The organism is Microbacterium paraoxydans (assembly GCF_020524545.1).
GTDB classification, from domain to species: domain Bacteria; phylum Actinomycetota; class Actinomycetes; order Actinomycetales; family Microbacteriaceae; genus Microbacterium; species Microbacterium paraoxydans_C.
The window spans coordinates 20702-39294 of the sequence record NZ_JAIVLG010000008.1 but is presented as its reverse complement, the minus strand read 5'-3'; the positions used below and the strand labels follow the sequence as shown (position 1 = coordinate 39294).

Genomic DNA, 18593 nt, shown 5'->3' with positions numbered 1-18593 from the left:
GCCGACGCAGCATGCGCACCCGAAGCGCAGAAGAAGAGAGACCGCCCGCCGATGACAGCCGTGCGAATCAGGGATGCCGAGACCGCCGATCTCGAGACGATCACCGCGATCCACAACCACGCCGTGGTGCACACCACCGCGATCTGGAACGAGGAGGCGGTGGACCTCGACGACCGCGCCTCCTGGCTCGCCGACCGCACGGCCCAGGGCTATCCGGTCCTCGTCGCCGTCGACGATTCCGGCGTGCTGGGCTATGCGTCCTACGCGCAGTGGCGACCGCACAGCGGCTACCGGCTCACGGTCGAGCACTCGGTGTACGTTCTCGGCGGCCAGCACGGCCGCGGCATCGGCACCACCCTGATGGCCGCGCTCATCGAACGCGCCAGGGCGGCGGGAATGCACGTGATGATCGCGGGAATCGAGAGCGGGAACACCGCATCCATCGCCCTGCACGAGCGACTGGGCTTCGTCGAAGTCGGACGGATGCCGCAGGTCGGCGCCAAGTTCGGGCGCTGGCTCGATCTGAGCATGCTGCAGCTCGTCCTCGACGACCGCCCCGATCCCGACGCAGGATCCTGACGATGGACCTGCTGCAGTGGTTCGTCGAGGCGTTCACCTCCCAGTGGGTGCTTCCGGGCGGGCAGACGCTCCTCGTCCGCGAGGTCGTCGGCAATGCGTTCGGCCTCGCGAGCGCCCTCGGCGGCATGCGCCGCAAAGTGTGGGCGTGGCCGGTCGGCATCATCGGCAACCTGCTCCTGCTCACGGTCTTCCTGGGCTCGGCTCTCAGCCCCGATCCCTCGCTGCCGCACCTGCTGGGTCAGGCCGGACGACAGCTCATGTTCATCGCCGTCGCGATCTACGGATGGATCCGATGGCGGGGACTCGACGGCGGCCGAGTGGTGCCGCGCTGGGCGCCGACGGGTGCGCGCATCGGCATGGTCCTGGTCATGGTCCTCGGCACCGTCGCCCTCACCCCGCTGTTCCGACTACTCGGATCGTGGGAGCCGGTCTGGGCCGACGCCTGGACCTTCGTCGGCTCCCTCCTCGCCACCTACGGCATGGCGAAGGGGTGGACCGAGTTCTGGCTGATCTGGATCGCGGTCGACGTGGTCGGGGTGCCGCTGCTGTTCAGCTCCGGTTACTACGCGACCGGCTTCATGTACGTCTTCTACGGAGTCTTCACAGCGATCGGCTTCGTGATCTGGTGGCGAGCGCAACGCAGCGCCGCCCACCCGATCGAGATCCTGCCGCCCGACCCGAGCCCACGGCGGTCGGACGAGGAAGAGCTCGCCTGAGCCCGAGGACCGGACCGAGATCAGTGCCGCACGCGCGCGAGGAACTCCGCGGTCGCCGCCTGCTGCGGGGCGTCGAACACCTGCGACGGGGGTCCCTGCTCGACGACGACGCCGTGCTCGAGGAACACGATGCGGTCGGCGACCTCACGGGCGAACGACATCTCGTGCGTCGCCATCACGATCGTGGCGCCCTGACGCTTCAGCTCGCGCACCAGGTCGAGCACCTCGCCCACCAGCTGCGGGTCGAGCGCACTCGTGATCTCGTCGAGCAACAGCACCTCGGGCTGCGTGAGCACCGCGCGCACGATCGCCACCCGCTGCTGCTGGCCGCCGGAGAGCCGGTCGGGGTACTCATCGGCCTTGGCGCCGAGGCCGAGCGTCTCGAGCAGTTCGCGCGCCTTGGCACGGGCCTCCGCCTTGCGCATGCCGTGCACCCGGACGGCCGCGAGCGTGACGTTGTCGAGCACGGTCAGGTGCGGGAACAGGTTGAAGTGCTGGAAGACGACGCCGATCCGCGCCCGCACCCCGTCGGCATCCACCCGCGGATCGGTGATGTCCTCGCCGACGAGGAAGATCTGTCCGTCGTCGATGTTCTCGATGAGGTTCATCGTCTTGAGCAGCGTGGACTTGCCCGAGCCGGAGGCTCCGATCAGCACGACCACCTCGTGAGTGCCCACCGACAGGTCGATACCGCGGAGCACGTCGTGATCCCCGAAGCGCTTGCGCACCCCCCTGGCCTCGATCACCGGGACACTCATACGACTCCTCCGGCCTGCTCGCGCTTGTTCATCCGAGCCGTCACGACGTCGGTCAGTCGGATCATGGGCCAGCTGAGGATGATGAACATGAGCCCCGCGACGAGGTAGGGCGTGTAGTTGTAGGTCTCGGCGACCATCAGTTGAGCGGCGCGGACGGCGTCGACCGCACCGAGCACCGAGATCAGGCCGACATCCTTCTGCATCGACACGAAGTCGTTCATCAGCGCCGGGACGACCTTGCGCACACCCTGCGGGATCACGACGATGCGAAGGGTCTGCCCATGGGTCAGCCCGAGCGAACGCGCCGCGATGCGCTGCGAGGGATGCACCGCCTCCATCCCCGCGCGGAGCACCTCGGCGACATAGGCCGAGTAGGTGAGGACCAGGGCGATCGTGCCCCAGAACATGGCAGGCATGCGCGGGAAGATCATCAGCGCCGGGATGCCGAAGCCGACCAGGTACAGCACGATCAGCAGCGGGATGCCGCGGAAGAAGTCGGTGTACGCGGCGGCGAGCGCGCGCAGCGGGAAGAAGACCGGACCGCGCAGTGAGCGCATCGTCGCCAGGAGCGTCCCGAAGATCGCGACGCAGACGACCGCGATCACGAGCACCAGGAGGTTGACGAGCAGGCCCTGGAAGATCGGCCCGACGCTCTCCAGCGCGACCTGCGGGTCGAAGAACGTCTGGCTGACGACCGCCCAACCGGGGGTGTTGACCACGACGACGATCAGCACCGCCGCCAGGACGAGGCTGCTGACCAGCGCGATCAGGACGGAACGCGTGGTCGCCCGTCGCCGCAGAACGCGGCGTGACAGCTCGAGTTCGCTCGGCTGCCACTCCGTGTCGACGGAGGTCGAGGTCATTTCAGGACGGGGACGTCGACGGCGTCGCTGAGCCACTTCTGCTGCAGCTCGTCGAGCGTGCCGTTCTCGCGCAGGGCGTCGACCGCCTCGGTGACGTCCGCCGTGAGCGCGGATCCCTTGGGCAGCACGATGCCGAAGTCGTCGCCGCCGTTCGCGTCGGCGAACTGGCCCGTGACGACGCCGTCGTCGAGCTGAGCGCCCACGACGTAGAAGGCGCCGGGGAGGTCGGTGATCATCGCGTCGATCTGGCCGCCCTTGAGCGCGAGCACGACGTCGTCGACCGAGTTGAAGACGCTGAGGTTCGCGTCGCCGAGCTGCTCCTTGGCGACCGTGTAGCTGGTGGTGCCGCTCGCGACGCCGACCGTCGTGGCCTTGAGCTCGTCGATGCTCGTCGCGGAGGCCGCGGCGGAATCGCCGACAGCCACGACCGCCTGCGTGGTCGTGTAGTAGGGCGAGGAGAAGTCCACGGCCTTCTTGCGGTCGTCCGTGATGGAGAACTGCTGGAGGTTGATGTCCCAGTCCTTCGGGCCCGGAGCGATCGCGCCGTCGAAGGTCGTGCGGACCCAGACGATGTCGTCGGCCGCGAAACCGAGCTGCTCGGCCACGGCGTTCGCCACCGCGCCTTCGAAGCCCTCGCCGTTGGAGGGGTCGTCGTCGACGAACCACGGCTCGTAGTTCGGCTCTCCGGTGGCGATCGTGAGCTTGCCCTCGGTCACGGTCTGCAGACCGGAGTCGTCGCCGTCTCCGGTCTCGGCGGACGGAGACGCACAGGCGGCGAGGGTGACGGCGAGGACGGCGGCTGCAGCTGCGACTGCGGTGCGGCGGAGGGAGGGGGCGAAGGGCACGATGACTCCAGTGCGAGGAACGGTGAGGAGGAAGTTGCGAGGCAGGACGGGTCTGCCCTTACAGAGTAGGCGATTCGGCGAGTCGCCAATCCGCGAAGTCGAAACCCGGGGAAACGAAGCACGAGACGAGGACCTCGTCGGCATCCAGCGGACGCGCCGCCTGCCAGACGCCGGCGGGCACCAGTGCCTGCGCCGCCTCGTCGGGGCCGAGCACGATCGCGGTGGCTTCGCCCGGCTCCGCACCGTCTCCGCCGAGACGGAGTTCGAGTCGGCCGGGGCCGTGCCACAGCCACAGTTCGTCGCTGGTCACGACGTGCCATTCACTGCGCTCGGACGGCTGCAGCAGGTAGTGGATGCACGTCGCCGCGGGCCGCGATCCGTTCGGGGTCTCCACCGGAAGCGGACTCGTCCAGGTGCGACGGAACCAGCCGCCCTCGGGATGCGGCGCGAGATCGAGTCGCTCGGCGGTCGTGGGGCGCTGTGTCACGTGACACCTCCGGGTTCGGATACGGGAATGGTCACAGGGAGACCGCGGGGCGGTCGAACTCGTCGATCGCGTAGCGGACCTCACCCGACACCACGGTCGCCGCAGTGCGGCCGGCCCCGTGATCGACGAGTTCCGCGACCGCATCCGGCCCGGCCGGCACGTCGAAGAACGTCAGGTCGGCGAGCGCCCCCACCGCGAGGTAGCCGGTGCGATCCGGGCCGACATCGATCCCCATCGCATGCGCACCGCCGAGGGTGGCGGCGCCGAGCAGACGCGCATGCAGATCACGGTCCGTGTACCCCTGCGATCGGGCGATGCGGGCGAGTTCGGCCACATCGGCGAGCACGTCGAGCGAAGGGCTCGACGACAGCGAGTCGGTCCCCACCGCGATCGGGCTGCCTTCGCGCAGGTAGGCCGCGATCGGGGGCTCCTCGAGCCCGATGACGGCATTGGACCTCGGGCACAGCGCCACCGTCGTGCGGCGCTCGCGCAGGATCGCACGGTCCCTCGCGCTCATGTACACCCCGTGCGCGATGTGGCAGTCCGGTCCGAGCACCCCGAGCTGGTCCACGAACTCGGTCGCGCTGGTCCCGAACCCGGCCTTGCGCAGCTCCTGGAAGCTGGCGAGTCCGGCCGTATGCCACGCCTGCGGGTGCTCGTGCGCGAACTCCCGCTCGAAAGCGGCCTCACCCAGATGGATGTGGATGCGCCCGCCGCGCTCGCGCACGATGTCGGGGATCTCCAGCAGGGGCTCGACGTCGAGCGAATAGGGGGCGTGCGGCGACAGGCCGGTCCCTGGCGGGGTCGGCAGAGCGTCCAGCGCCTGCTCGACCTGCGCGCGTCCGGTGCGCGCCCAGTCGGCGTTGGTCCAGCTCATCACCTCCCAGTAGGTGATGCCGTGCAGCCCGGCATCGTGCAGGGCGGTCGCGGCCGACCGATCGGTCACCACGTCGGCGACCGCCGTCGTGCCGGTGCGCAACGCCTGCTTCGCGCCGTCCGCGGCATCCGCGGCCCAGTCGCGCCCGCCCTCGTACACGGGGTCGAACGCCCGCACCCAGTCCTCGAAGCCGTCGTACTGCCCGCTGCCGACCGACGCCATACCGGTGTACTGCAGGTGGGTGTGCGCGTTGACGAGGCCGGGGGTCAGGACGCCCGGCCAGTGCACCTCATCGGCGGCGATGCCCCGCTCCGCGAGGGATCGCAGCACCCAGGCACGCTCGCCGACGTGCATGATGCGACCTTCCCGCACGGCGACCGCCCCGTCGACGATCGGCGGCGCGGTGATCGGCACCACGAGTCCTGCCGAGTAGACGGTGACGGCCGTCATGCGGACACTCCTCGGAACCGCGGCGAGCGCCACTCCCGTTGCGCGTCGACCTGCGCCGGGCTACGCCGGTCGATGTGCTCGCCGCGCGCCGTGAGCGCAGCGGCGCCGATCAGGGTGTCGGCCTCGGACGGCAGCGGATGCACCCCGGGGGGCAGATCGTGCGCGAGCAGATGGCCGACGGCGAAGAGCTGCACCGCGAACGACAGGTCCATGATCTCGATGGGATTGCCCTCACCGGCGGACAGGTTCACGCAGCCTCCGCGGGCGATCACGAGCGCTCCGTCGCCGGCGCGCTCGACGACGGTCGAGGCCTCGCCGTTCTCAGCCCCGTAGGTTCGAAGCATCGCAGGATCGAGGTCGACCTCGTGCGGAACGCCCCCGGCGACGGCGACGATCGCCGCAGCGCGCAGCACCTCGGCGTCGATCGTGTGCGGGGCCCCGGTGGCCGAGACGACGAGCGCTCCCGGGGCGAGCTCGCGCAGGCGACCGATGCGGTGCCCGTCGTGGGCGGCACGCAACGCGCGGACAGGGTCGGTCTCGGTGACGGAGACATCGACCCCGAGGGCACGCAGGTGCGCGGTGACACCTTCTCCGACCGGACCGTAGCCGACGACGACCGCCGGCTGGTCGCGGAGGTCGATGCCCACGGCGTCCAGCGCATCGGCGATCGCGAACACGCACGACTGACCGGTGCCGTACCGGTTGTCGAAGGAGGTCTTGGTCAGAGCGTCGTTCACCGCGATGACGGGGATCCCGAGCACCCCCTCGCCCTCCATGATCCGCAGCGGGGTGAGCCCGCTCGTGGTCTCCTCCGCCGCCCCCCGCAGGTCGGCGGCGAGGCCTTCCTCGTGCGCCAGGCGGATCAGATGCGAGCCGTCGTCGAGCAGCAGGTCGAAGCCGCGGCGCAGGAAGGCCACTGCGGCAGCGCGCTCGGCTGCGCCCGAGAGAGTCGGATCGCCATCGACCGGGATCCCGCGCCGACGCAGCACGGCGGCGACCTCGACGTCGATCTCGTCGGGATGGGCGTAGACGGCGACGGTGGCTCCGGCATCCCGCAGCAGCAGGGCGAGCTGGGCGGTCTTCGGCTCGAGCACCATCGCGATGCCGATCCGGATCCCCCGGACCGTGCCTGCGTCGCGCAGGCGTGTGGCGAGAGCCGTCGCGACAGGCATGTGCCGCCCGGCCGCGTCCACGCGGTCCTCCGCGGTGTCCCGCACCGGCAGAGGCCGACCGTCGAGCAGGATCTCGCAGGATTCCCCCGGCGCGAAGGTGACGCCACCGTCTCCGAGGCGCGCACCGAGGGCGGGGAGGAGGGAGCGCAGCACCTCGGCCACCGCATCCGTCCCCACGACCGAGAAGTCCCGACCGGATACGAGCAGGTTGGTCTCACGGGCGAATCGGCGCACCAGACGCTGGGCGGTCGAGATCTCGTCGGTCACCAGTCAAGGGTAGAGCCCGCGGAAGAGGGCGACTGCCAGGGCGCCTCGGGCCCGTCGTGCCCGAAATGTGTCCGTGCGTGTCGGCAGCCCTGGATTCGCACTCGCCGTTCGCCTTTCATGGGTGCATGACACGTCAGATCCGCTTCAACGCCTTCGACATGAACTGCGTCGCCCACCAGTCGTCCGGCCTGTGGCGTCATCCCGACGACCGGTCCCGGCAGTACAACACCCTCTCCTACTGGACCGACCTCGCGAAGCTGCTGGAGAGCGCGACCTTCGACGGCATCTTCATCGCGGACGTGCTCGGGACCTACGACGTCTACGGCGGCACGAACGAGGCCGCGATCCGCAACGGCGCCCAGGTGCCGGTGAACGACCCGATCCTGCTGGTGAGCGCGATGGCCGCCGTCACCGAGAACCTGGGGTTCGGCATCACCGCCGGCACCGCCTTCGAGCACCCCTATCCCTTCGCGCGTCGGCTGAGCACGCTCGACCATCTCACCCAGGGCCGCGTCGGGTGGAACGTCGTGACCGGGTACCTGCCCAGTGCCGCGCGCAACATGGGCCAGGAGGACCAGCTCGCGCACGACGACCGCTACGACCACGCGGACGAGTACGTCGAGGTGCTGTACAAGCTGTGGGAGGGCTCGTGGGAGGACGACGCCGTGGTCGAGGACCGCGAGCGCGGCATCTTCACCGATCCGGCCAAGGTGCATCCGATCGGACATGACGGCACGCACTTCAGCGTGCCCGGCATCCACATCTCCGAGCCGTCGCCGCAGCGCACACCGGTCATCTACCAGGCCGGCGCGAGCCCGCGCGGGGTGAGGTTCGCGGCCGAGAACGCCGAGGCCATCTTCGTCGCCGCCCCCTCGAAAGAGGTGCTCGCCGGCACGGTGAAGCGCATCCGGGATGCCCTCGAAGCGGCGGGCCGCGACCGGTACGACGCCCGCATCTACACACTGCTCACCGTCATCACCGCCGCCACGAGCGAAGAGGCCACTGCGAAGCACGCCGAGTACCTCTCCTACGCGAGCCCCGAGGGTGCGCTCACGTTCATGTCGGGGTGGATGGGCGTGGACCTGTCTCAGTACGCCGAGGACGAACCGGTCGGGAACGTCGAGTCGAACGCGATCCAGTCGGTGTTGCAGCACCTGAAGGAAGAGGCCGACCTCGGTCGCGAATGGACCGTCGGCGACTTCGGGCGCCACAACGCGATCGGCGGCCTCGGCCCCACGATCATCGGATCCGGTGTGGAGATCGCCGACGAGCTGCAGTCCTGGGTGGACGAGACCGACATCGACGGGTTCAACCTCGCCTACGCGGTCACCCCCGGCACCTGGCAGGACATCATCGAGCACGTGATCCCGGTGCTGCGCGAACGCGGCGCCTACCCGGAGGAGTATGCGCCGGGCACCCTCCGCAACAAGCTCCACGGTCGCGGTGACCGTGTGCAGGACACGCACCGCGCCGCGAAGTACCGCGTCGGCGCTTTCGCCCGGTCCTGACTCCCCCGGGGGCGGTTTCGAATCGCGCAAAGTGTCGCTTCCGAGGCGAATCCGCAGCCGTTTGCGCGATTCGAAAGGCAGGAGGGTGTCAGTCGTCGCTGCGGCTGAAGATCCCGCGGAGCACGAGGAAGACCACCACCGCGACGACGGCAACGATCGCGAGCTTGAAGATGAACGCGAGGACCGAGAACAGCGCGCTCACGATCCACCACGCGATCACGACGGCGAGGATGACGCCGAGGATGGTCCAGATGTTCTTCGTCATGTCTCCAGCCTACGGAGTCGGCCCGGGAGAACGAGCAGGTCGTGAAGTTGCCCGGCGGCGGCGAGGAGCTCGACGCTGCGTCGGGTGAGCGTCGCAAGCCGCTCCGCGAGCATCCCCTCCACCTCGCCCGTGCGATCGTGCGCGCGCACCTGATCGAGGATGCGCGCGATCTCCCGAATGCCGTACCCGCCCGCCCGGAGCGCTGCGACGATGCGGGCCTCGGTGATCGCCGCAGAGCCGTACCTCCGCGCCGACGCCACGCCACGGAGAGGGTGGACGAGCCCTTCACGCTCCCAATGACGCAGGGCGGAGGGGCGGATGCCGAGCGCTTGGGCGAGCTCCCCGATGACCATAACGTCGTCGGGGTCGAAGTCGTCGTCGGCCTCCTGTCTGGCGACCTCGAGACCGCGGAGCGCTTCCCGCACGCGCGAGCGCTCCTGGGCGAGATCGGCATGCAGGAGGTCGATCTGCTCTGCCGCCTCCTCCGATGATGCGTCGATCAGCCGGGGCATGAGTCGCCGCGCGGGCACGGGGCCGATCGCCGCTGCCATCGCTCGATAGGCGCGCAACGCCGTCTCATGGCATGGTCCGTAGCGGCGGTAGCCGTTTGCTCCGCGCTCAGCGGTAGGGAGGACACCGAGCCTCTCCAGGTCTCGCACCTGCTGCGTCGAATACCCCACACGCCGCCCCAACATCGCGGTGTTCAGAGTCTTCTCTTGAGGGTTGGTCACCAGGATGCCTTTCATCGCGCGACAAACTCCACATAAGCGCATCAACTTCATCATTGAAGCATGGACATGCAGCAGATCATCGAAGCCGTCCGTGGATTCGACGGCGCCCTCGTCATCACCCCCGAACCGGGCGGCCCCTTCCCCGAGCTCTCCTGGGGAGACGCCTACTTCTACTACGCACCGGACGGCCGGATGCCGCAGCGCACCCAGCCGTACGGGACGATCATCACGAAGGACTATCCCGATGACGAATCCTCCGCGCTCGAGGCGGCAGGGCGTTTCCGGGTGAACATCCACGTCGGCCAGGGCACAGCCGACGCGCTCGTGGCCACGGACGCGCTCGCGACCGATGTCGACGTTCTCCAGCCACATCCGCTGTACGGCACAGCCGGGTGGGTCTGCGTGATCGACCCGGCTGCGCGGACCTCGGACACCGTGCTCGCCCTGCTCCGCGACGCCCACGAATCCGCTCGCTCTCGCGCCGACCGTCGAGCGCGACGAGGATGACCACCCCGCAGGGCATGACCGAGGAGGATCGGCGCCGCGTCGCCGTGTGGGCCGCGGATTGCGCCGAACGGGTGCTGCACCTCTTCGAGATCGAGGCGCCGGACGATCCCCGCGCGCGGGATGCCATAGCGCGCACTCGCGCCTTCGCACGGGGTGAGCTCACCGCTGCGGGGGAGATCCGTCGCCGCTTCGTCGCCGGTCGAGCGGCCGGCAACGCGACCACGCCGGTCGGTGCGGCTGCGGCGCGTTCGGCCGCCCAGGCAGCGGGCGTCGCGCACATGGGGGCGCATGCGTTCGGTGCAGCCGCCTATGCCGCGAGGGCGGTCGAGCTCGCGAACCCCGACGACTCTGGCACTCGTGCCGAGGAAGTGCGCTGGCAGCTCGCACGCCTCTCGCCCGAGGCCGCGGCGGCGCTCCGCCGACTCCCGCCCGTCGGGACGGATGCGGCGGGCCCGCTCGGCCCCGGCCTTCTTGCCGCGGGCCCCCTCGGAGCGGTCATCCGCGAGCTCCAGGCCGCCCTCTCCTGACCCGTTCGAATCGCGCAACTGGTCGCATCCGACGCGGAGATGGAGTCAGTTGCGCGATTCGAACGCCGACGGACGATTAGCATTCAGGGATGACGAGTTCTGGGCCGATCGACGACATCTCCATCGGCGGCGAGGTGATCCGCCTGGGGCAGTTCCTCAAGTTCGCGGGGCTCCTCGATTCCGGCGGCGACGCCAAGGAGGTCATCATCGACGGCTATGTGACGGTCAACGGCGAGGTGGACCGTCGCCGCGGACGCCAACTGCGCGAGGGGGACCTGGTCTCGTTCGAGGGCCGCACGGTCCGCGTTCGCCCCTGAGTCCTCAGACCGCGATCGCGCTGATCGACGCGTGAGGGCGTCGTCCGGCCTGGACGCGGGTCTCACTGTCGGTCACGGAGAACCCGGACTCCGCCAGCAGCGCGGACATCCCGTGGACGCTCCAGTAGTGCGCGCCGATCACGGCATGGGGGAACGGCTCGCCGTCGGGACCGTCGAAGAAGCCGAGGAGCAGGCCGCCTCCGTCTCCGAGGGCCGACCGCGCCGCGGCCAGGAGCGAGGGAAGTTCATCCGGGCCCGCATGGATCAGTGAGTACCAGGAGAGCACGCCGCGGAGCGAGCCCTTCTCGATGCCGGCATCGGCCAAGGACGCGACCCGGTACGGAACACCCGGATACCGCGCTGTGGCGAGGGAGATGAACTCCGGGACGAGGTCGATGCCCTCCGCCTCGTGGCCTTGTGCGGCGAGGAACGCCGTCCAGTGCCCTGGGCCGCACCCCGCGTCGAGGAGGCGACCGTCGATGCCCTCCGCCCAGCCTGCGATGCGCTCCCGATCCACGTCATCCATCTGCTCGATGTCGCCGAGGAGCCGGGCGTACTCCGCCGCGCGGGAGGAGTACCCCTCGCGGATGCGCCCGTCGCTCGCAGAGAGTCTCGGCATTGCCAGTTCCCTTCCGCGGAGCGCCCGAGTCCGTCGAGACTCCACGGTATCGGTGCCGCCGCCGTCCCCACGTCTTCACCCCCGCGACAGGCAGGCCGTAGTCACACGTGGCAATGCGCTCCCGCATCCTCGAGGACGCGACACTGAACGGGCCCGAGATGTGCACCTAATGGTGCGAGGGACTACGCAAATACATCGCTCACCACCGCGTACGGGAGACGTGTGCGCCCCGGCAGTGCCCGCCCGTGTTGGAAGGTGTCTCTCGGCCCGCTTCCCCCCGTCCGCGATCGCTCGAACGATGATCGCGCGTCGCGCCGCCGTCATCTCATCCTGACCCCCACCTCTGACGATGGCTACGAGGACGAATCCCGTGAACTCGGGGTTCCGACGCGCACGGATCAGGTCCTATTTTCGGTTTGGAGTGTCCGTGTGAGGAAGCGGGGTCGCATGGTCATAGGTCGGGAGCAGAACCTGGCCACCGCGGTCGATCTGGTACACGCAGGCGCGAGCGTGGATGTCGTCGGAGGACGAGGCAGTGGTCGAAGCACCTTTCTGAAGGCGCTCCGTTCCCGGCTGGAGGAGGGCGAGTGGAAGGTCATCCAGGTTCGAGGGGTGGCCTCGTTGCGTCAGCATCCGCTCGCCGCCCTGCACCTCGCCGGAATGCTCTCCACGGGGACGCAGCGCTCGACCAACGGACTGCACGAGACGGCGGAGGCTCTGCGGCATGCTCTGCGGCTGCCGCGCTCCGTGCTGTTCCTCGACGACTGGGATGACCTGGACGAATCATCCTGGGGCGTCGCCGAGGCCGTACGTCGCTCGAGTGGGATCCCCATCGTCCTCTCGCGGCTGCAGGGACTGCGTGCACGCCACACTCCGACGGGCCTCGCGGCTTCCACGTTCGAGCGCTCGTATGTGATCGACATGTCTCCGCTGCGCTTCGAGGAGATGGAGAAAGCGCTGGAGCGCTACCTCAAGGGGCCCATCGAGGCGGCGACCATGAGCCGCGTCTTCGCGAAGTCCGGTGGCAACATCGGGCTGGCGTTGAGCCTCGTCGACGCCGGCATCCGCGAGCAGAGGATCACGCTCCGCGGAGGGAAGGAGTGGGTCGCCACCCGCGACCTCTGGAGCTCGGGCCTACGCACGGTGCTCGAGGCGCACCTCGAGGATCTCGACGACGCCGCACGGGACGCGATGGAGATCATCGCGATCGTCGGCGTGGCGGACATCGAGACCGTGCGCACGCTCATCGACTGGGCCACGCTGGAGCTTCTCGAGGAACGTCGCCTGATCACGTTCATCTCCAGCGGCGCCCGGCAGCTCGTGACCGTCGTGCCTCCGCTCCTCGTGGAGTTCTTCCGCCATGAACCCGTGACGGCGCGGCGGATGCGGCTCACCGCCCTGATCGTCGAGCGCCTCGGATCCGCCGGATCCGCCGCGGCGGTTCTGGCCGAGCGCGAGAATCACCAGCCGTCCTCCGCGACACCGGAGGCGCTGTTCGTCCGGCTGCTCCAGGAACGCGCCCGTGCGCGCAGGATCGTGACGGCGTCCGAGTGGGAGGCGAACCCTTCGGCGAGCAGCGCCGTGGGCTACCTGCGCGCGCTGATGCACACGCACACCGCGCCCGTCGCCGAGACCGTCCGCCACGTCTTCCGGACCACGGACGTGAGCAACGGAGACCCGGCCGGCCGCGCCGAATTCGAGAGCCTGCGGGCGGAGTGGACCGCCTACGTCGACCAGGATCTGGAGGGCGCCCAGCGGCGTCTAGGGGAGGTCGCCGCAGGGATGGGCCCCTACGCCCGGATGCTCGACGCCGTCGACGTCCGTCTCCAGGCCACCCTCACCCGCATCCCAGACGACTTCGGCGCGCGGCTGGAGGTCACCGACGACCTGCCGGACGATGTGAAGCTGCAGCTGTGGGAGACGCAGATGCTGGTGCTCGTCTCGACCGGTCGCTTCAGCGACGCGCTCAGGGTGCACACCGCCACGGAGACGGTCGAACGTCCGCGAAACGCCTATATGATCCGCGTCCTCCACGGTCTTGCTCTTCTCGGGATCGGCGCACACCACGCCGCGCTCGAGACCCTTCAGCAGGGATTCGACGAGGCGCATGGGCACTTCGACATCGATGCGCTCCGGGCGTTCGGCGCCGCGGTGATCCTCGCTCAGCTCCTCGCAGGCGACTACGCCGCCGTGGACGAGATCGTGGAGACGGTGCTCGCCGCCGGTGAGCCGTCGCCGCTCCCTGCCGGTGTCCAGCTCTCCCTTCGGACCGTCTCCTCGGTCGTCGCGATCCGTCGCGGGCAGCTGAGCCTGGGCGAGAAGATCATCCAGGAGATCGACGCCTCGCCCCTCCCCGACGGCCCTCTGCCCGGTCAGGCGCGGGCCTGGCCGGGAGCGCAGCTGCTGGCTTTCGACGGAAAGATGCAGGCGGCCGCCGACGACATGTGGGGATCGTCGAAGTCGCTGTGGGATCGCGGCGCGAGGTTCGCCGCGGTGCTCGGAATGCTGTCCTCACTCGAGATCTCCCCCGACCGGGAGCGCCTCGCGGTCGCCCGCCGGGCGCTCGACGAGCTCCCGGATGCCCGCCTGCTCCACGCCCACGGCGACTACGTCTCCGCACTCGGCGGGGGTGATCCCGTCGCCATGCTCGCGTGCGTGGAGGAGCTGGAGAAAGTAGGACTGGTCGGGCTCGCTCTCTCCGCATGCCAGAGCGCACGGGCCGCGGCTCTCGCGCAGGGCGACGATGCCGCACGCCGGGCTGCGGACGCCGCGGCGCAGACGATCCGCACCGCCCACGGAGACCGCGTGTTCGACACGGCCAGGTTCGGCGCCGCGGCCGTCACGCTCACGGAGCGCGAGCGCGAGGTGGGCCGATTCGCGGCGATGGGCCTCTCGAACCAGGAGATCGCGACGCGCCTGGTGCTCAGTGTGCGCACGGTGGAGAGTCACATGCATCGCATCATGCGAAAGCTCGAGGTCTCGACCCGGACGGCGCTCGCGCAGCACATCGAAGTCCTGCTGTAGCGGACCGGGCGCGACTCCGGCTGTGGCGCGTAATGATCCGTGGACCAGAGCAGATCGACGGTGAAGGTCAGGTCATCGAGAGCCCCCGCCCCGGACGATCCCGCGCAGCATCGGTACGTCGACGTCGCTCAACGAGGCGACCCGATGAACCCCGGGCGGCAGGCCCCATGCCGGATCGCCGACGACGACGGTCGCGCACCCCGCCGACACGGCCGACCACGTGCCGACGAGCGAGTCCTCGAGCACGACGCAACGCGTGGGGGGAAGACCGAGCGCGGCTGCTCCGTCTAGGTACGGATCGGGGGCTGGCTTGGTGCGAACCGTGTCATCCGCGGTCACGCTGGCCTGGAACGCCGAGAGATCCATACTCTGCGCGAACCGCTCGACCCAGTGGCGGGGCGACGAGGTAACGAGAGCGAGCGGTACGGCGGCGTGGACGAGGGCGCGCAGGAGCTCGGGGGCACCCGGCCGCCAGGTGACCGCACCCACATACGCGTCCGTCGCACGACGGTCCAGCTCGGCCGCGACGTCGGCCTGGGGAGCCGTGAGCGCCAGCCGTTCGCGCAGCAAGAGAGCAGTCCTGTCGAGATCGAGACCCTCGGCTGCTGCGACGAGGTCGAACGCATCCGTCGCGTCATGGTCGCGAGCGAACTGCTCCACCACCCGCAGCCAGGTGCTCTCAGTGTCGAGCAGCGTGCCGTCCATGTCGCTGAGGACTCCCCAGGAGAGCGAGGGATCGTGCATCATGGTCGGCCTCCGGTCGCGTCGATCTCGAACGGACCGCTGCATCCATCACGCCTGGAGGAGAAAGACGCCGCCCGGCCTGCACGCGAACAATGGATGAACGCCAGCGGACCGGGGAAGGAATCTCCACGGACACGTGCGCACAGGTGTACACGATGCCAGGGATCAGGCGAATCGCGACACGACGCTGCGGCTACGCTGGCGGCGGACCGACCCCGCCTTCGCCCGAGGGGGTGCAACTGAGAGGAGCCGTCGTGCATCGCTACGCGGAGATCGCACGCGACCTCACGATCCAGATTGCCGGCGGGGATTTCGATGCCACCGGGATGCTGCCGCCGGAGGCGCAACTCGCCCGCACGTTCGAGGTGTCGCGCGGCACCGTCCGCAACGCGCTCGTGCTCATGGCACGCCAAGGAGCGGTCGCCCCTCGCCGTGGGTCCGGTTGGCTGGTGCGAACGACCGCGCAAAGCCAGCGCCTGTCCGAGATGCGCTCCTTCGCGCAGTGGGCGTGGAGCCGAGGCATGGAGCCGGGCGGGCGTGTGATCGCGCAGCAACGCCGGACAGCGACGACATCCGAGGTGCGGCAGTTCCGCAGCAGTCACGGCATCGGCGAGGTGCTTGAGGTCGTACGCCTGCGAATGCTGAACGGACGCGTCATGATGCTGGAGCGCACCGCCTATCCGTCCTGGATCGCTCCGCTTGTCGAGGATCTCCCGCCAGAGGAACCGTCGGTCGTCGGGGCGTTGGAGACACGGGGTGTGCGAATGGTGCACGGCGAGCACTCGATCGACGCCATCGCCGCACCCCGTGAGGACGCCCGCCTGCTCGACGTGCGACGTTCGAGCCCGCTGCTGCGGGTGAAGCGCGTCAGCTATGCCGCAGACGGCCGCGCGATCGAGACGGGCGACGACCGCTACTTGCCCGATGCCATGTCATTCCAGGTGCAGGCATCGCTCCAGGGGGTCTCACTCACACGACAGACGTGCTGACAGCCCCAGAGACGCGACTCTGGACAGGTGTACGTCGTGGGCACCGGTATTCGGTCTGGTTCGGCACGGCGCCGCTGTCTAGACCGGCCACGTTCACCCCGCGGTCATCTTCCGGCTGTTCTGTCGCGTCGATGAAGGACGTTCGAGCCTTCAAGTCGGCCCCGCACGGGACGCCGTCTTCGTCTCTGGAAGGAACACCGCAGACATGTCTTTGTCCCCCGCTGTCGGGATGCGCCGACGTCGGCGCATCCCCTTGCTCACGGCGCTCATCGGTGCCGTAGCGCTCATCACATCGCCCCTGATGCTTGCCTCCCCCGCTGCGGCAGACACGGCATCCGAGATCACGCTCGCGAGCGCCGAGGTCTCTGTCGGCGACTCGATCGCTGTCAGCTTCGCCACGGACCGCCCCAGCGCCAAGAACTGGGTTGCGATCTACGCGGCGTCCACGCCGGAGCCCTGCGACGCCTGCGGCATGGCCTGGGCCTATGCCCCCGGAGCGAGCGGATCAGTGCAGCTCCCCACGAACGACCGCGCGGGCAACCCGCTCCCCGCCGGGAGCTACCGGGTCGAGTACCTCTACAACGACGGCTACACGCGCATCAGCGAGCCGAAGTCGTTCACGATCGCCGGCGAACCAGGTGGCGGGTACGAGGGCCCGGAGGTCGATCCGACGAAGCCGATCGACCTCTCGGTCGTGCAGCTCAACGTCTGGGGCAAGACGACCGACGCGCAGATGCTCGAAGAGATCGGTGCAGATCTGATCTTCGTCGAGGAAGCACAGCGTGCGGCTGCGGCCGTAGCCGAGGAACTCGGTTTCGACCACCACTCCACCGGCGGTAGCGCCGGAGTGATCTCGCGATACCCGATCGTCGATGCCGGCGTCGTTACGGTGCCGGGCACGCAGGGCGGCTGGGTGAAAGCCATCGTGCAGGTAGGCGATACCCAGATCGCCGCCTATGGCGGGCACCTCGAGTACCGCTACTACGCCACCTACCTGCCCCGCGGGTATGCCGGCGATGTACTCGCCCCCGGCTTCCCGAGCGAGTGGCGCGGGTGGAGCAAGCTGAACGCCCCGGTCACGGATGTGCCACAGATCCTCGCAGCCAACGAAGCATCCAGCCGACCGGCTGCAGCAACGGCACTAATCAACGACATGACACAGGAGCGCGCGGCCGGACGACTCACGCTGATGGGCGCCGACATGAACGAGCCGTCGGACCTGGACTGGACCGAGAGCACCGCGAACTTGTACGACCACAACGGAGTCGTCGCCCCCTGGCAGACGACGAGCATCCTGCGTGACGGCGGACTGGTCGACGCGTATCGAGCGGTGTACCCGAACCCCGTCACCCACCCCGGCTTCACCTGGCCGGCGGCCACTCCGAACGTCAGCGTCTCGCAGCTGGCCTGGGCACCAGAGGCCGACGAGCGCGATCGCATCGACTACCTCTTCTTCGCCCCAGACGAGCGCCTGAGCCTGACCAGCACGCGGATCGTCGGCCCCGTGGGCGATATCGTCCGTGGTGCTCGCGCCCTCCCCGTCTCAGACGAAGAGATCTTCACCCCCCAGACGCTGTGGACCAGCGACCACAAGGGCCTGCAGGCAGAGTTCGTCGTGTGTGGCGAGGCTTGCCGGGCAGCACAGGAGCCGGGCGAACTCACAGTCGGCACGCCGTCGATCTCGGGCACCCCGAAGATCGGTGCGACGGTGACCGCGGAGACTGGCGAATGGACTGCTGGAACGGCGTTCGCCTTCCAGTGGCTCGCCGACGGTGAGCCGATCGACGGTGCCACTGCCGCGACATTCACGATCCCGCCCGAGCTGGCCGGACGAGCACTCTCCGTGCGCGTCGGAGGAACGCTCGAGGGATACCTTTCGGCGGAGGCGATCAGTGCCGCGGTGACCGTCGCCGACGACGAGCCGGTCGCGAGCGAACCGACTGTGACGATCAGCGCGAAGTCAGTCATCGCGGGCGGCACCCTGCGCGTCACCGGCAGCGGCTTTGCTGCCGGTGCCGAGCTGCTGCTCGAGCTGCACTCCACGCCCGTGGCGCTCGGCACCGCGACAGCATCCGCAGCAGGCGAGTTCTCCACCATCGTCCGCATCCCGGGCTCGACCTCAGCCGGCGCGCACACACTCGTTGTGATGCTTCCGGATGAGACCCAGCTGCGCCTCGCGGTCACGGTGACCGCCGCGCAGGGAGCAGGTGCCGATGGTCTAGCGCAGACTGGCAGCGACCTCCCCCTGCCGGCCGTCTGGATGGCCCTGATGGCACTTGCGCTCGGAGGACTGCTGCTCGCGCGCCGCCGGATGCGGCAGCACTAGGCACGGCGCAGACGAAGCGTGG

General features: G+C 69.3%; 19 protein-coding genes. 9 read left to right on the top strand and 10 right to left on the bottom strand.

Going from position 1 to position 18593, the window contains the following annotated elements; genetic code table 11:
- Positions 1-51: 51 nt before the first annotated feature.
- Together LC041_RS15535 and pnuC are read left to right on the top strand one after the other, a co-directional pair.
- Positions 52-579 carry a GNAT family N-acetyltransferase gene (locus LC041_RS15535; RefSeq protein WP_226534000.1) on the top strand — a complete coding sequence of 176 codons (528 nt, stop codon included), beginning with the start codon at positions 52-54 and terminating at the stop codon, positions 577-579.
- Positions 580-581: 2 nt separating this feature from the next.
- Entirely contained in the window at positions 582-1295 is a 714-nt protein-coding gene (gene pnuC, locus LC041_RS15530) for a nicotinamide riboside transporter PnuC (protein WP_226533999.1), read from the top strand.
- Positions 1296-1315: 20 nt separating this feature from the next.
- Here pnuC and LC041_RS15525 read toward each other — a convergent pair whose 3' ends face one another.
- From LC041_RS15525 to LC041_RS15500, 6 genes are read right to left on the bottom strand one after another with little or no spacing between them, the layout of a single operon-like run.
- Positions 1316-2053, bottom strand: coding sequence for an amino acid ABC transporter ATP-binding protein (locus LC041_RS15525; RefSeq protein ID WP_226533998.1), 738 nt, complete (start codon positions 2051-2053; stop codon positions 1316-1318).
- A complete protein-coding gene (locus LC041_RS15520) occupies positions 2050-2916 on the bottom strand; it encodes an amino acid ABC transporter permease (protein ID WP_226533997.1) in 867 nt (288 codons plus the stop codon). Before LC041_RS15520 ends, LC041_RS15525 begins: the two co-directional genes overlap by 4 nt.
- On the bottom strand, positions 2913-3761 hold the full coding sequence (locus LC041_RS15515) for an ABC transporter substrate-binding protein (RefSeq protein WP_226533996.1): 849 nt from the start codon (positions 3759-3761) through the stop codon (positions 2913-2915). Before LC041_RS15515 ends, LC041_RS15520 begins: the two co-directional genes overlap by 4 nt.
- Before the next feature lie 58 nt (positions 3762-3819).
- Positions 3820-4248, bottom strand: a complete 429-nt coding sequence (locus LC041_RS15510) for a cupin domain-containing protein (RefSeq protein ID WP_226533995.1) — start codon at positions 4246-4248, stop codon at positions 3820-3822.
- A 31-nt stretch (positions 4249-4279) separates the two neighbouring features.
- Positions 4280-5575 (bottom strand): amidohydrolase family protein, encoded by a 1296-nt coding sequence (locus LC041_RS15505; RefSeq protein WP_226533994.1) that lies wholly within the window; start codon positions 5573-5575, stop codon positions 4280-4282.
- On the bottom strand, positions 5572-7014 hold the full coding sequence (locus LC041_RS15500; protein ID WP_226533993.1) for an adenosylhomocysteinase: 1443 nt from the start codon (positions 7012-7014) through the stop codon (positions 5572-5574). Before LC041_RS15500 ends, LC041_RS15505 begins: the two co-directional genes overlap by 4 nt.
- A gap of 125 nt (positions 7015-7139) precedes the next feature.
- Here LC041_RS15500 and LC041_RS15495 point away from each other — a divergent pair, with 125 nt between their 5' ends.
- A complete protein-coding gene (locus LC041_RS15495) occupies positions 7140-8522 on the top strand; it encodes an LLM class flavin-dependent oxidoreductase (protein WP_226533992.1) in 1383 nt (460 codons plus the stop codon).
- A gap of 88 nt (positions 8523-8610) precedes the next feature.
- Here the strand turns inward: LC041_RS15495 and LC041_RS15490 are convergent, their stop codons facing one another.
- Positions 8611-8787, bottom strand: coding sequence for a hypothetical protein (locus LC041_RS15490; RefSeq protein WP_047522894.1), 177 nt, complete (start codon positions 8785-8787; stop codon positions 8611-8613).
- A complete protein-coding gene (locus LC041_RS15485) occupies positions 8784-9518 on the bottom strand; it encodes a MerR family transcriptional regulator (protein ID WP_226533991.1) in 735 nt (244 codons plus the stop codon). The genes LC041_RS15490 and LC041_RS15485 overlap by 4 nt, the downstream gene beginning before the upstream one ends.
- 60 nt (positions 9519-9578) lie before the next feature.
- On the opposite strand from LC041_RS15485, the gene LC041_RS15480 reads away from it, so the two are divergent.
- The 3 genes from LC041_RS15480 to LC041_RS15470 all read left to right on the top strand — a co-directional run bounded on the left by LC041_RS15480 (position 9579) and on the right by LC041_RS15470 (position 10869).
- Complete coding sequence (locus tag LC041_RS15480) at positions 9579-10025, top strand: DUF6194 family protein (protein ID WP_226533990.1); 447 nt, start codon at positions 9579-9581, stop codon at positions 10023-10025.
- Positions 10022-10552: a putative immunity protein gene (locus tag LC041_RS15475; protein WP_226533989.1), complete on the top strand. Its 531-nt coding sequence runs from the start codon at positions 10022-10024 to the stop codon at positions 10550-10552. Before LC041_RS15480 ends, LC041_RS15475 begins: the two co-directional genes overlap by 4 nt.
- 89 nt (positions 10553-10641) lie before the next feature.
- Positions 10642-10869, top strand: a complete 228-nt coding sequence (locus tag LC041_RS15470) for an RNA-binding S4 domain-containing protein (protein WP_226533988.1) — start codon at positions 10642-10644, stop codon at positions 10867-10869.
- 4 nt (positions 10870-10873) lie between these two features.
- Here the strand turns inward: LC041_RS15470 and LC041_RS15465 are convergent, their stop codons facing one another.
- Positions 10874-11488, bottom strand: coding sequence for a class I SAM-dependent methyltransferase (locus tag LC041_RS15465; RefSeq protein ID WP_226533987.1), 615 nt, complete (start codon positions 11486-11488; stop codon positions 10874-10876).
- Positions 11489-11935: 447 nt separating this feature from the next.
- Between LC041_RS15465 and LC041_RS15460 the strand changes: the two genes are divergently transcribed.
- Positions 11936-14512 (top strand): helix-turn-helix transcriptional regulator, encoded by a 2577-nt coding sequence (locus LC041_RS15460; protein ID WP_226533986.1) that lies wholly within the window; start codon positions 11936-11938, stop codon positions 14510-14512.
- A 72-nt stretch (positions 14513-14584) separates the two neighbouring features.
- Here LC041_RS15460 and LC041_RS15455 read toward each other — a convergent pair whose 3' ends face one another.
- Complete coding sequence (locus LC041_RS15455; RefSeq protein WP_226533985.1) at positions 14585-15259, bottom strand: HAD family hydrolase; 675 nt, start codon at positions 15257-15259, stop codon at positions 14585-14587.
- A 251-nt stretch (positions 15260-15510) separates the two neighbouring features.
- Here LC041_RS15455 and LC041_RS15450 point away from each other — a divergent pair, with 251 nt between their 5' ends.
- Positions 15511-16245 carry a GntR family transcriptional regulator gene (locus tag LC041_RS15450; protein ID WP_226533984.1) on the top strand — a complete coding sequence of 245 codons (735 nt, stop codon included), beginning with the start codon at positions 15511-15513 and terminating at the stop codon, positions 16243-16245.
- Positions 16246-16450: 205 nt separating this feature from the next.
- Positions 16451-18571 carry an LPXTG cell wall anchor domain-containing protein gene (locus LC041_RS15445; RefSeq protein ID WP_226533983.1) on the top strand — a complete coding sequence of 707 codons (2121 nt, stop codon included), beginning with the start codon at positions 16451-16453 and terminating at the stop codon, positions 18569-18571.
- Positions 18572-18593: the final 22 nt, after the last annotated feature.